11 protein-coding genes and 2 pseudogenes are annotated in these 11,440 nt (G+C 69.0%); 5 read left to right on the forward strand and 8 right to left on the reverse strand.

Annotated elements, in window-relative coordinates:
* Positions 1-195: 195 nt before the first annotated feature.
* The 4 genes from OG251_RS36430 to OG251_RS36445 are packed head-to-tail and all read right to left on the reverse strand — an operon-like array spanning position 196 to position 3,768.
* Entirely contained in the window at positions 196-1,389 is a 1,194-nt protein-coding gene (locus OG251_RS36430) for an ABC transporter permease (RefSeq protein ID WP_326681556.1), read from the reverse strand.
* Complete coding sequence (locus OG251_RS36435) at positions 1,386-2,114, reverse strand: ABC transporter ATP-binding protein (RefSeq protein WP_326681557.1); 729 nt, start codon at positions 2,112-2,114, stop codon at positions 1,386-1,388. Before OG251_RS36435 ends, OG251_RS36430 begins: the two co-directional genes overlap by 4 nt.
* Positions 2,111-3,238 carry a peptidoglycan-binding domain-containing protein gene (locus OG251_RS36440; RefSeq protein ID WP_326681558.1) on the reverse strand — a complete coding sequence of 376 codons (1,128 nt, stop codon included), beginning with the start codon at positions 3,236-3,238 and terminating at the stop codon, positions 2,111-2,113. The genes OG251_RS36435 and OG251_RS36440 overlap by 4 nt, the downstream gene beginning before the upstream one ends.
* Positions 3,239-3,240: 2 nt before the next feature.
* Positions 3,241-3,768, reverse strand: coding sequence for a hypothetical protein (locus OG251_RS36445; RefSeq protein ID WP_326681559.1), 528 nt, complete (start codon positions 3,766-3,768; stop codon positions 3,241-3,243).
* Positions 3,769-3,958: 190 nt separating this feature from the next.
* Between OG251_RS36445 and OG251_RS36450 the strand changes: the two genes are divergently transcribed.
* The 4 genes from OG251_RS36450 to OG251_RS36465 all read left to right on the forward strand — a co-directional run bounded on the left by OG251_RS36450 (position 3,959) and on the right by OG251_RS36465 (position 6,789).
* Entirely contained in the window at positions 3,959-4,615 is a 657-nt protein-coding gene (locus OG251_RS36450; protein WP_326681560.1) for a response regulator transcription factor, read from the forward strand.
* Positions 4,612-5,859, forward strand: coding sequence for a sensor histidine kinase (locus tag OG251_RS36455; protein ID WP_326681561.1), 1,248 nt, complete (start codon positions 4,612-4,614; stop codon positions 5,857-5,859). Before OG251_RS36450 ends, OG251_RS36455 begins: the two co-directional genes overlap by 4 nt.
* 279 nt (positions 5,860-6,138) lie before the next feature.
* A complete protein-coding gene (locus OG251_RS36460; protein ID WP_326681562.1) occupies positions 6,139-6,396 on the forward strand; it encodes a hypothetical protein in 258 nt (85 codons plus the stop codon).
* 117 nt (positions 6,397-6,513) lie between these two features.
* Positions 6,514-6,789 (forward strand): hypothetical protein, encoded by a 276-nt coding sequence (locus OG251_RS36465; RefSeq protein ID WP_326681563.1) that lies wholly within the window; start codon positions 6,514-6,516, stop codon positions 6,787-6,789.
* Positions 6,790-6,803: 14 nt separating this feature from the next.
* Here the strand turns inward: OG251_RS36465 and OG251_RS36470 are convergent.
* The 3 genes and pseudogenes from OG251_RS36470 to OG251_RS36485 all read right to left on the reverse strand — a co-directional run.
* Positions 6,804-8,229 (reverse strand): annotated as a pseudogene (locus OG251_RS36470) (NF041680 family putative transposase); the annotation flags it as partial.
* A 775-nt stretch (positions 8,230-9,004) separates the two neighbouring features.
* On the reverse strand, positions 9,005-9,760 hold the full coding sequence (locus OG251_RS36480) for a transposase (RefSeq protein ID WP_326681565.1): 756 nt from the start codon (positions 9,758-9,760) through the stop codon (positions 9,005-9,007).
* A 196-nt stretch (positions 9,761-9,956) separates the two neighbouring features.
* The gene (locus OG251_RS36485) at positions 9,957-10,403 is read right to left on the reverse strand and encodes a hypothetical protein (RefSeq protein ID WP_326682814.1); all 447 of its coding nucleotides are present in this window, start codon (positions 10,401-10,403) and stop codon (positions 9,957-9,959) included.
* Between OG251_RS36485 and OG251_RS36490 the strand changes: the two are divergent.
* Positions 10,401-10,559 (forward strand): annotated as a pseudogene (locus OG251_RS36490) (IS110 family transposase); the annotation flags it as partial. The gene OG251_RS36485 and the pseudogene OG251_RS36490 overlap by 3 nt on opposite strands.
* 429 nt (positions 10,560-10,988) lie before the next feature.
* Here OG251_RS36490 and OG251_RS36495 read toward each other — a convergent pair.
* The gene (locus OG251_RS36495; protein WP_326681566.1) at positions 10,989-11,438 is read right to left on the reverse strand and encodes an SUKH-3 domain-containing protein; all 450 of its coding nucleotides are present in this window, start codon (positions 11,436-11,438) and stop codon (positions 10,989-10,991) included.
* Positions 11,439-11,440 lie beyond the last annotated feature (2 nt).

Below are 11,440 nucleotides of genomic sequence, written 5' to 3' on the forward strand. Positions count from 1 at the left end.
GGAGAGATGAGGGCCGTCGACCGGCGCCGCCCCCGGGCACGGTGCGTGGCCTGGGAGCGGCGGGGCATGGGGTCTGCGGGTGCGAACTCAGGTCGAGCTTGAATGGGTCCGGAGAAGTGGCGCATGGGCATCGGCGTATGTCATGTCCGCGTAGTCGGGCCCAGTCTGCGACCTCGGCGGCTCCGGCGTCGTCGGTCAGGCCGAGCGCAGGGCGTCTGTCGGGGACACCCTGGCTGCGCGCAGTGCCGGGTAGATTCCGGCGGCGGCCGCCACCAGTACCGACACCAGGGGGCCGGCGATGACCGTGTAGAGCGGGATGGAGGCGGGCCAGCCCTGTGCGAGGGCGTAGCCGTAGACCGCGAGGCCGCCGACGAACAGCCCGCCGACTCCTCCGATGAGGCCCATCAGTACGGCTTCGATGAGGAACTGGACGGCGATCTGGCCGCCTCGGGCGCCCAGCGCGCGGCGCAGTCCGACTTCGCCGCGGCGTTCCATCACTCCCACGACCATGGTGTTGGCGATGCCGACGCCGCCTACGAGCAGGGCGACCGCGGCGAGGGCGAGGACGAGTCCGGTGAGGGAGTTCTTGGTCTCGGCCCGTGCTGTGTACAGGTCGGAAGGGCGGCTGACGGCGACCGTGCTCGGGTTGGCGGGGTCGGCGGTGGCTCCGGCAACGGTCTGTACGTCAGGGACGCGTTCGGGGTGGGCCCTGAGGTAGACCATGGCGGCGGTGCCGTCCGCGCCCAGGTGGGCGGTGGCCTCGGGCCAGCCGACCAGGGCGGCGGTGCCGAGCTCGGGTGCGAGCTCGTTCGGGGCCAGGATTCCGGTGACGACGAACCACTGTCCGCCCAGCCAGACCCGCTCACCCGGCGCGGTCACGCCGAGCCGGAGTGCGGCCTGGTCGCCGAGCACGGTCATCGGGAGGTTCTCGCTCGCTTTGTCCAGCCAGTGCCCGCTCCGCAGGGTGGCGTGCAGGACGTCGAGCAGGTTGAGCCGGGCGGCCAGCACGGTGAGGCTGTTGGTCTGCTGTGGTGGGACCAGGTCGTTGCGGTAGACCTGGGCTTTGGTGGCTCCGGTCGCGGTGACCTGTTGTACGGGGGCGATGTTGGCGAGCATTTTCTCGGCCGTGGGCGGCAGCGGCACCGGTTTCTGGTCGGCGCCGTTGCCGGGGGCGACGGTGATCAGGTTGGAGCCGAGCCGGTCCAGGCGCTCCAGCAGGTGTGCCTGGTTGGAGGCGGAGATTCCGGTCACGGCGATGACGGCGGCGATGCCCAGGGAGATGCCGAGCGCGGACAGGGCGGAGCGCATCTTGCGGGTGCGTGGTCCGATCATGCCGAGGCGCAGTGTGTCCGTCGGGCGTAGCCGGGTGCGTCGCAGGGGTGGCGTCATCGGACAGCTCCTGCGGGGTGCGGGCCGCGTTCGTCGGAGTCGATGCGGCCGTCGTGGAGGGCGATTCGCCGGGGGAAGGAGGAGGCCAGCTCGCGGTCGTGGGTGATGACGACGACGGTGGTGCCGTTGGCGTTCAGGGTGCGCAGCAGCTCGACGACGGCGGTGCCGGAGACGCTGTCCAGGGCCCCGGTGGGTTCGTCGGCGAGCAGCAGTGCGGGGCGGCCGACGAGGGCGCGGGCGATGGCGACGCGCTGCTTCTCGCCACCGGAGAGCTGGTCGGGGTGGTGGCGGAGCCGGTGTCCGAGGCCCACTTCTCGCAGGGCTTCGGCGGCTCTGGAGCGCCGGAGTGAGGCGGGGACGCCGCTGTAGAGGAGGCCGGTGGCGACGTTCTCGACCGTGGTGAGCCCGGACAGCAGGAAGAACTGCTGGAAGACGAAGCCGATCCGGTGGGCGCGCAGGGCGGCCAGTTCGGGGTCGGAGAGCGCGGACAGGTCGCGTCGTTCGAAGTACAGATTTCCTGCAGTGGGCCGGTCGAGGGAGCCGAGCAGCGCGAGGAGGGTGGACTTGCCGGAGCCGGAGGGTCCGACGACGGCGAGGAGTTCTCCGGCTTCGACGGTGAGGTCGATGCCGTGCAGGATGCGCAGCGGCGGTGATCCCGGGTATTCCTTGGTGATGCCGGAGAGTTCCAGTACGGGTGTGCTGCAGGGTTGCTGAGGGGGCGTCACTTCGGGATCACCACCTGGGCGTCGGCTTGGATGTCCCCGGTGATCTGCGCCTTGGCGTCGGCGACCAGTCCCAGCTGGATCCTGACCAGCCGGGTGGTGGCGCCGCTGACGACCTGGACTCCGTAGCCGCCGCCGTCCAGGGCGAGCAGCGCGGTGACGGGGACGATGAGCGCGTCGCTGACGGTCTCGCCGACGACGGTGACGGTCACGGAGGAGGGCCCGGCCTGCTTGGCCTGCCGCTGGTGGTCCAGCGCGATGGTGACGGTGGTCTTGTCCGCGCCGTCTGAGCCGTTGTCCCCGCCGTCGCCGGTACCGCCGCGGACCAGTGAGCGAATGCGTCCGTCGATGGTGCTGCCGTCGGCCAGCTTCACTGTCACCCGGCCGTTGGGCTTGAACTGGGAGAGCTGGTTGTCGGCGGGCTGCGCGGTGGCGACCAGGTCGGTGCCGGACACGGTCATGACCGCGGTGGCCCCGAGGGCCGAGCCGAGCTGCGCGCCGAGCTGCTGCACCCGCACGGCCGCCTGCGGCAGCATGACGACACTGCCGAGCGATACCGTTCCCGTCTGCTTCTCACCGAGGGCCTTCTGCCAGCGCTTGACGGCGGTGACGGTGGCAGGGGTGAACTTCTGGTCGGCCGTCAGGCCGAGTCCGTCGGCATGGCCGAGCTTGATCAGGTTGCGTTTGAGCTGTTCGACGTCGGGTCCGTCACTGATGTCGGGGCCGAGGTCGCGCCACGTCGGCCGGTCCCCGGTGAGCAGCACCACGGGCCGTCCGTCGACCTCGTACAACTTCGCTCCCGCCTTGACGACGGCACCGACGGCGGGCAGGGCGGTGAGCGTTCCGTGGCCGGAGGCGATGACGGGAGTCGGGGTGCTGTAGCTGAGCGCGCCGCCGACCTGGATGCCGGTGGACAGCGAGCCCTTCTGCACCGCGACGGTGCCGTGGCCGACGGACGGCTTCGCGGAGGCGGTGCCGCGGTGTTCCCAGGGGCGCATCGCGGCGAGCGCACCCGAGCCGCCGAGCGCGGCGACCAGGACGAGCGCGACGACGACCTTACGGCTCCCCTTTCGCGCCGGGGCGGGCGAGGTGCCGTTGGGGGCGGTGGTCTCAACAGTGTGGCTCATGATCACTGACCGATCGAGTAGCCGGGCATCGGGAGCTTGCCGCAGGCCGGCTGGATGGCGTCCCATTTGGCGTTGTTGAGAGATTTCGCCGGGAATATGAGGATGCCGGTCTTGGGGTCGGGGTCAGGGATGTCCGCGTAGCCGTGCTTCCGCGCGCACGCGACGAAGGCACGCGCTTGCTCGACGAACTTCTCGTTACCCTTCTGCTGGACCTGGTGGATGCCGGGGACCTTGGCGTCGCAGGCCTTGCTCGCCGTGTCGAGGCCGTTGGCCGAGCCGGGACTGTCGACACCGGCGGCTGGGAAGGTGATGTTGCCGTCCTTGTCCTGCTCGACGCTGGTCTGCCCCTGCTTGTGCATGCAGTCCACCCAGGCCCGCCGGACCGCGTCGTCGTCCTGCGGCTTGCTCTTTCCCGCGCCGTCGCCCCCGGCCACGCTGGGCGCAGTGCCCTGTGAGGAGCAGCCGGTCATCACCAGCGCCGCCGTCACGGCGGTCGCCACCAGTACGGTTCGTATGGTCTTGGTACGCATTTCGTGGTCTCCCTGCTGGATGTCGACATCGACCTCGGCATTTCTACGGACCGGCGAGTTACGCACCAGTGAGTGCGTGCCTAACCACCGGCTAACGCCCGCCGAGGCATCGTTGACCAAGAAGGGCCAGGACAGGCCGGTACGGGGCAGGACAGCGCAGCGCAGGGCGCGGCGAGGGGAGTGGAGCAGAATGCGAGTGCTGATCGTCGAGGACGAGGTGGACCTGGCCGCGATGCTCGCCGAGGGCCTGCGCGCCGAAGGCATGGTCTGCGACGTCGCCCACGACGGCGCCCGCGCGCTCGAAATGACGGCCGCCGCCGACTACGACGTCCTGCTCCTTGACCGGCACCTGCCCAAGCTGAGCGGGGACGCCGTCTGCCGGGCCCTGAACACAGCCGGCTACCCGGCCAGAATCCTGATGCTCACCGCCGCCGGATCCCTCGCCGACCTGGTCGACGGCCTCGGCCAGGGCGCCGACGACTACCTGGCCAAACCCTTCTCGTACCTGGAACTGATCGCCCGGCTGCGCGCGCTGGGCCGCCGCTCCCCTGCCGGCAGCAGTGCCACCGTGCTGAGCAGGCACGGCGTCAGCCTGGACACCGTGCGCAGGATCGCCGAACGCGACGGCCGGCCACTGAAGCTGACACCCAAGGAGCTCGGAGTGCTGGAACTGCTGCTGGCCGCGGACGGCGCCCCGGTCCACAGCGAGCAGCTGCGGGGCAGCCTGTGGGACGCAGCACTGGCCCCGGCCACCACCGCCGTCCGGGTCACCGTCCACTCGCTGCGCCGCAAGCTCGGCGACCCACCACTGATCATCAACGACCCCGGCTACGGGTACCGGCTGTGAGCCGGGCCCGGACCGGTCGCCGCCTCTCGCTGCACGATCTGCCCCTGCGCGGCCGACTGACCCTGATGACCACGACGGTCTTCGCAGTCCTGGGCAGCGGGCTGCTCCTGCTGAACTGGCTGAGCGCCCGCCAACTCCTGAAAGACAACCGCCACCGCGTCGAACCCGAGAGCGTGCTCGCTCCCGCCCAGACGGAGCCGATCCCCACCGCCACCCCGCAAGGCCCCTCGACCCCCGCCTCACTCACCAGTCCCGCACAGCGCTTCGAAGACTTCCAGCACACCGTCCTCAGCGATCTGCTGCTGCGCTCCCTGCTCCTGCTCGCCGTCTTCACCGCACTCGCCGGACTGCTCGCCTGGTGGGGCAGCAGCCGCTCACTGCACCGCCTCAGCCAGGTCACCGCGGCGGCCCGGCGCATCGGTACCGGCAGCACCCTGGACGAACGGCTCGGCCTGACCGGCCCGCGCGACGAGGTCCGCGAACTCGGCGACACCTTCGACACCATGCTCGACCGCCTGGACCGCAGCTTCACCGCCCAGCGCCGCTTCACCTCCCACGCCTCGCACGAACTGCGCACCCCGCTCACCCTCCAGCGCACCGCCCTGGAGATCCCACTCGCCCAAGGCCGGGTCCCGGCCGACCTGAGACCCGCCTTCCAACGGGCGCTGGACGCCAACGCCCGCAGCGAACGCCTGATCGCGGCACTGCTCACACTGGCACGCGGCGAGAGCACACAGCTGACGCCGCAACCGTTCGACCTGGAGGACGCCGCCAGGGACGCCTTGGCCGACCTGGCCGACGAGGCCCGGACGGCAGGCATCCGGATCACCGCCGACCCAGAGCCCGCCCCGGTCGCGGGCGACCCCTCACTGCTCCGGCAGATCGCACTGAACCTGCTGGCCAACGCTGTGCGGCATAATTACCGCGACGGCACGGCGACGGTGACCACCGGCACCCTCGGCGGCCTTGCCTTCATCGAAGTCGGCAACACCGGCCCGGTATTGGCACAGGACGAAATCCCCGCCCTCTTCGAACCGTTCCAGCCCGGTCGGGAACACCGCAGCGACGGGACCGGGCTGGGACTGGCCGTGGTCCGGGCGATCACCCTGACCCACCACGGCGAGCTCACCGCCACCCCACGCCCCGGCGGCGGCCTCACTGTCCGAGTCGAACTGCCCACCACACACATGGAACAGGTCCCGCAGAGTCCGGCCTCTGAGAATCCAACGCTTCGGAACATCTGATCTCCGCCGGTACAAGGCGCGCGCTGTATCCCGAGTCGCTGACCAGAAAAGTCACTCTCAGTGTTCCGCATCGAGAGTATCCAGCGATATCGAGTCTTGCTCGCCACCAGCAGGCACCACATGGCCCCGTCGGCCGCTCATAGAGACGGACGCCGGGTGGCCATCGGCTGCCGGAACGTCGCGCAGGTGAGAATGTCTGCTTTGCTGCACAGTAGGGCGTGTGCCATGAGCTGGTGGGCATGTTCGAGATCGATCACGCGTTGCTCGATCTCCCCGAGCTTGCTCCGGATCATCGCCTGCCTGCGCGGCCTCGGGCGGATAGCGTCGCCGTCCGCCCTGACGCTCGGGGCACGGGTGCAGCAACTCGTCCACTTCGGGCAACTGCTGGCTCTCGGCCGGGCATATCCCGCCCGACTGCACACCTGCGGCGCACTCCACGCCGGAGCCGCTCTCGCCAACCTCGTCGGGGTCGCTGAAAGCGCGCTGCTCACCTCGGGCCGCGCCGGCCTACGCGCTCGGCATCGAAATCGTCGCTGAACTCCAGCCAGCAGACGAAGGCACGGCACGTTCAGAGTCTCAGCTTGTTCTTTATGGTCTGATCCGCCTTGAGAGTGCGTGACGCGACCCGATCAGATGGTGAGTAGGGTCGTGGCCATGACCAAGGGGACGGGGCGGCGGCCCGAGGTGAACCTGGACAGCGGCGTCGAGGACGTGACGCTGTCCATCCTGGAGTGGCTTGGCGAGCAGGGCGTCCATGCCATGATCCGGGTCGATGCGGAGCGCATGCGTGACGGTCAGCCGGCGTGGACATTTGCTGCTTCTGGTGGGCCGCTGGACGGTGGGATGAGGGCCGACGGGGCCTCGGTCGCCGAGTGTATGGGCAGGGCACTGCTTCGATTGCGCGAGGCCGGGCTGGCTGTTCCCTTCTGAGGCTGGGGTCCACCTCTGAGCTGATCGCGTTCGATGATGCTTTCGGGGCGTCTGGTGGTTTTGCCGACGTCGTAGCGGGTGGCGGGGTGCCGGTTCTTCGAGCCGGGTGGCCTGCCGGGACCGGGCCGGTTGGGTTTGGGCGCACGGGTCGGACAAGGCAGGTTCGGGCGGAGGTTTCTGAACCCCCGGCGGACCCGGGCGGGGGTGAGTCGGTCGGGTTCGGCCGGCTTCTCCCAGGGGCGGCGGAGGTCTGCGGCCAGCGGCCGGGCGAGGCGGAGTTGGGTGTGGGCCGCGACGATAAGCCAAGTCCACCGGTCCGCCGCCTCGGGGGTGCGGAACTTCGGGCAGGTCCAGCCCAGCGTCTGCTTGATCATCCGGAAGGTGTGCTCCAAGTCGAATCTGCGCAGGAACGCCTGCCAGCGCAGGTCGACGCCTTCACCCTCCAGGCCGGTGGCTGACGTCCACAGCCAGACGGGGAGCGGATCGTTGCCGCCGGGCAGGCGGTCGACCTCCAGGCGAATCAACGTTCCCTCGATGAGGGGGAGTTCGCCGGTTTGGTCGATCCATGCCGAGCGCGTAGTCAGCCTCGGGTGAATGCGGTCCCAGGCCGTCGCGCGCGGTGCCGTAGCGGTCGGTGACCTGCACCGTCGCGGCGTCGGGTTCACCCCAGGTGTCGGGCTTGGCGAAGCGGAACTCCTTACCGTGCTTGGGCGGGCGTCCGCCCTGCGGCGGTGAGATCCACGGCACTGGGACCGGCTTGCGCATCACACGGTCCGTACGCATCCGTCCGAGGACCTCCACCGGCAGTCCTTCCAGGAGATAGGCCATGCGCGGAGCGTCGTAGCCGGCGTCGAAGACGATCAGGATGTCGCGGTCACCCGCCTGCCATCGGCCCATGGCGATGAGGTCCTCGACCACTCGGCGGACCTGGGCAGCGGTGACCTCGGCGACATCGTCGGAGGGGCCCAGCCGCAGCGTGTCCAGGATCTGACACCACGAAGTCCGGCCCGACTCCAGCGCGGCGACGAACGAGTAGGGCCAGCCGGGCACGAACTGATCCGAGGAGGGTCCGCTGCGGCCGTAGACGTGGCAGAACAAGCGATCCGCACTGGTCGGCGCGTCAACTTCAGCTTCGACCACGCGAACGCGGTGCGCTGCTCGGCGTCCGGCGGGACGACGACCTGCGTCGAGGAAGGGGGGCGCGACCAGTACTCGATCATGTCGGCCTCCGTGATCGGCCTCTCGGGGAGGGGGCCGTTCCTGTCCACGGCGCTGGGCGCGTTCGAGCGCACCCGGCTCGGCGTCACCAAGACATGCGAAGTCCCCGCGCTCAGCCTGGGCAGCGGCCAGCACGACGTCACCGCCACGTACGACCTGTGGGGGCGCGGCACCAAGGACGGCACCCGCGGCCTCAAGATCGTCGACCCGACGACCGGCGATACGTCCTTCCTCGACTGGCGCAACAAGTCCGGCCGCGACGCCGACGCGTACTACGCCGAGTCGCTCGTGGCGGCAACGGGCTTCGTCCCCGGCGTCACCGTGGACAAGGTGGAGGCACTGTCGGGCGGGAACAGCCAGAGCGTCCTGCAGGCGATCACCCAGGCCACCTCGCCGCGCAATCTCTCGCTCCAGGCCGCGGAGACCTACGCTGCCGGCGGCCTGTCCGTGCGCGTGGACGCGACCGGCGCCGTCACCGGCACCGCGCAGGTCACCGTCACCTTGACCAACCCCTCGGGCACCAACACCACGCTGCCGGCCCAGCAGGGCACCGCCGCCGTCACCGGCACCCCGACCGCCGGCGCCACCCTCACCGCCGTCCCGACCAACTGGACCGCCGGCTCCTGCTACCGCTTCCAATGGCTCGACAACGGCACGGCGATCACCGCCGCGCGCGCCGCCGCCTTCACCGTGCCGGCCAGCCCCGCCGGACATGTCTACACCGTTCGGATCACCGGACAGCAGTCCGGCTACCAGCCGCTGACGGTCACCTCGCCCTGACCCCACGCCGGCAGGCAACAGCGGCTGTCAGCGGGCCACGCACCCAGCCGTGAACATCAGGCGGTGCCGGCGAAACCCCTGAACCGGGCCTTCGCGAGGCGAAGGCAGACCAAGGGCCTCGGCGAGGCATCTCGCCGGGGCCCTGCCCGTACTCGATAGACCACTCCCCCGACAGCATCCGTGAGCTTGACTCTGTCGGGGATCTTGAAGGTGCCGGTCAGGTTCCCAGGGTTCGCCAGGACTTCGGCCGGGGTATCTCGCGCTGGTCGAGGTAGTGCTGGAAGGCAGTCGGTCGGCGGGACGTCGGTGTTTCTTCGGCCGGTGGCAGTCCGCTGAGGCGCTCGATGTTGACGGCAATGGCCGTCAGAACGTGCTGGATGTGGGCCTTTCCCTGTCCTCGGTAGCGGCAGCGCCGCATTCCGTGGCCGTGGGCGAACTCGTTGACCGTGCCCTCCACTCCCGAGCGGACCGCATAGCGGGTCTTCCACTCGGGCGTCTGTTGCTCCGCGCGGACGCGAAGTTGCAGGTCATGGAGTTCTTTCGGGGGAAAGCCCACAGTTCGGGCGCTGTCCGCGGTGGAGGTGCACTGAGTGCGGGCCGGGCAGGGACGGCACTGACTCTTGGTGAACCTGGCCACGATCAGCGGGGCCGCAGTGGGCGAGGAAGTCGGATAGGGGCCGTGCCAGCCCGCGCTGACCTGCCCCTGAGGGCAGGTGACCTGCTGACGGTCGTAGTCGATGTGGAAGTCGTCCCGGGCAAAGCCCTCGCCTCGGCGGTGCTGGCGGGTGGGATTGCCCGGCAGTGGTCCGGTGACGGTGACCTGGTGTTCTCGGGCGGCTTGTGCCAGGTGGGGCAGGGACGTGTAGCCGGCGTCGACCAGGTGCTCGGCGGGCAGCAGCCCACGGCACGCCAGACGAGTGTGGATGCCGGGCAGGACCTGACTGTCGTGGGTGGTGGCCGCGGTGGTGGCCACATCCGTGATCACATTCGGGCCGCCGGGAGCGCACCTCTCCGTCAGATGAGCGGCAAACCCCTTCCAGCTGATGATGTGCCCGTGCCTCGCGTAGCGGGCCGAGGTGTCGTACGGCGAGACGACTGCCCGGGACGAGGGAGGCAGCCCGGGTCCGCCTTCCTTCTCGGCGGTGCGCCAGCGCAGTCGGCCTGCCTGGTCACGGTGGTAGGTTCTGCACCATGATCTGGCGCAGGGCCTGGACGCGGGGGCCGGACGTGGGGCCTGTTTCGCGCCGGTAGAGGTGTTCCAGGAGCCGGACAGCATCGTCCCCGGCGGTCAAGATCCTGGTCGTGGGCTTGGTGGGGTTCCTGCCCAGACGGACCGGCCGACCGTAGCGGCGGCCCCACTCCTCATCGACCAGTTCGTCCAGCAGGTGAGGGGACACACCGGCGACTTCTTCGAGTGCGGCGCGGACCGCCTCGGTGACCAGCTCCAGACGGGTCAGGTCACGCACCGCTGCCAGGACGTGGGTGGAGTCGGTGCGCTGCGTGGTGCGCTCGCGCACCAGGCCGGCCTCCTTGAGACGGGCCAGCACGAGGTCGAGGAGGCGGTCAGCGCGGTCGCCTTCGGCGAGACGGTCGCGGAAGTCGGCCAGCACGCTCACGACCCTCGCACCCGCGACTACGTGGCACGACGCACCCTCGAAGGGCTCAAGACGAAGGACATCTTCCGATGCCTCAAGCGCTTCGTCGCACGAGAGGTCTACCGCCACCTCACCAGCGCATCCAGCACCGAACCATCAGCATCCAACCCGACTTGACGATCTATAGGAGCTTCAGAGTCAAGCTCAACGAGAACGGGAGAACCCCACGCCAGCAGGCCTATAGCCCCGCAAGACCGCTCACACAGGCTCAACCCAACCGGGATACCCCAGCAAAAAACGAAACCAGCCCCTCAACTACACCCTCACGAAACGACACCGTTCCGGGCTCCAACTCGGCTGCTTCGCAGCCGAGTTGGAGCCCACCTCGTGGGCGAGGGCGGGTCCGCTCCGCTCCCCCGCCACAGCCCTTGCGGCTTCGCCTCCAGGGCCGCGATGCCGTTCGGCCGTCAGCCCGCCACCTTGTGGATACCGCATGACTACGGTGACACCGCAGCCAACGGCCAGCCGTCACCCCTACGACACCACGAGTTCAATCGCTGTAACCGGAGAAATCCTAGTCGATTCACTGGGCCAGGGCTCGGATCCTTAAATACTTCCATCATTGATAACGGATGGTTGAACACCCAGGATCAGATTGCCCATAGCCTCCGGCATACGACCGAAGGAGGCCACCCACGTCTCGATGAGATACAGTTCGCCACACTCATCAATCCCAAGGAAGAAACGCCCCTCGTCGTGCACACCGACAGGGAAAATAGATTTCTTTATTTCCTCGCCCCATTCGAGAAACCTGTCCTCTTCCCCCAGACATAGCATGGGGTTAAATTCAAATGGTTCGCGCGCACGACTAATCCCCGGACCGGATATGTGCACAGCGAGCCCTCCAAACTCAGCCAGGAAGGCGCTGACTACCGGGTTCCTCTGGAGACCCTCAGACTCGAAGGCCGCCAGCCACGGTTCTGCGTTAATCTGCCTATCGGGCGTCCAGCCAGCCTCTCGTAGTACGCGGTTTACTTCTTCGGAAAAGATTCCCATCT

Source organism: Streptomyces sp. NBC_01237 (genome assembly GCF_035917275.1).
Taxonomy (GTDB): domain Bacteria; phylum Actinomycetota; class Actinomycetes; order Streptomycetales; family Streptomycetaceae; genus Streptomyces.